Genomic DNA, 1649 nt, shown 5'->3' on the forward strand with positions numbered 1-1649 from the left:
ATCCCTAGGATTTGATACTATATACCCACTGGAATTACTTTCAGAATTTAAAGGGTCATAAACAACAAATTTAGAGATTTTGTTTACAGAACCTTGAACTCCAACAGAAAAATTGTTTCCTACGGATCTAGATATACTAAGAAAAGAGACATAGGGCAGAATATTCCAGTTTTCATTAACATTTAACATGTGAGAAAAATGTCGGTCTAACCAACTTTTTTCTCCACCGGGAACACTAGCTTGGGTGTCAACTACATTAAAGCCAGCCGATACTGCCCAAGGATTGTTGCTGTTTTGTGCGTGTGAGCTTACAATCATTAGCGCCATTACAACAAGTAAAAGTATGTTAAAATGTTTCATGTTAAATTTAGTTAAATTTTTTATTTATATGTTTTTAAACTGAAAAACAAATAATTTTTTTGAAGAAAATCTAAATAGATTTTTTTGCAACTCTTGTTGAATCACAAACTATTAAGCCATTCAAAAGTTACTATAACTTGTTTAAAGTTACAAAATCAATGCTATTTCTTAATAAAAATCTGAGTATTTAATTTGCAATAATATGTATTTTTAGACAAATTATATATCCTTTTGTATATTATTATAATTCTAAAAACAAAATGTAACCATTTTTAATAAAAATTACACTTGAAAAACTAGATAGAGCACTTAATTATAATATTTTTATTTTTGAAAAAACACAATCAAAAAACGATGTGTTTCATAAATATTGTTTATTGTTAGTCTGTCATTTTATAAATATAAAAAAAGCCATTCAATTAAGAATGGCTTTTTAAAATTATTTATGCGAAATTAAATTACTATTTACTTTCGCATAAAATCTATGTGTCTAAATTTAGAACACCCGCTTTTTTAGTTTCTAATTTACTGGACACCCGTTATTTGATGCTGGGCCAGGTATTCTAGGGCATCTATCATCAGGATCTATTATGCCATCTCCATCAGTATCAGGACATCCTTTTAAAGCAGGAAAGCCAGCGTCATATGGACACGCGTCATCTTTATCCGCAATACCATCTTCATCAATGTCAGGACATCCGTTTAAAGCAGCTATACCAAATGCATCAGGACATGCGTCACTTCCGTTGATGATTCCATCTCCGTCTGAATCGGGACAACCATTAAATTGTATTAAACCAACAACTTCTGGACAAGCATCGTATTTGTCGTAAATTCCGTCAGCGTCAGTATCTTTACCTCCAAATTGGTAGGTAATACCAGCAGAATGTTGGAAATGAGAAGGAGAGTCTGGGGTATAAGAATCTCCAAAAACATTTCTATCACCAAAAGATTTTTTATACGTTGTTGCTAAAGATAGACCTACTTTTTTATTAAACCAAAAAGTTAAACCAGCACCTGGATTAAAAGTACTAAAACTACTATCACCCAAATTTGTGTAACCGCCCCCAAGACTCAATGAAGGGTCAATTGTTTTAGAATCTATCAAAACCATAAAACTATATTTAACACTTAAGTCAATACCGAAATACTTTAAATCCCTAGGATTTGATACTATATACCCACTGGAATTACTTTCAGAATTTAAAGGGTCATAACCAACAAATTTAGAGATTTTGTTTACAGAACCTTGAACTCCAACAGAAAAATTGTTTCCTACGGATCTAGAT

The 1649-nt window shown here is 31.4% G+C and carries 1 protein-coding gene and 1 pseudogene; both read right to left on the bottom strand.

The window, feature by feature from the left end:
- Positions 1 to 360: pseudogene (locus EKL98_RS15610) on the bottom strand (OmpA family protein); the annotation flags it as partial.
- Positions 361 to 880: 520 nt separating this feature from the next.
- A partial coding sequence (locus tag EKL98_RS15615) for a thrombospondin type 3 repeat-containing protein (protein ID WP_199740725.1) occupies positions 881 to 1649 on the bottom strand: 769 nt, incomplete at its 5' end.

The sequence above is a fragment of the Flavobacterium bomense genome (assembly GCF_003970355.1).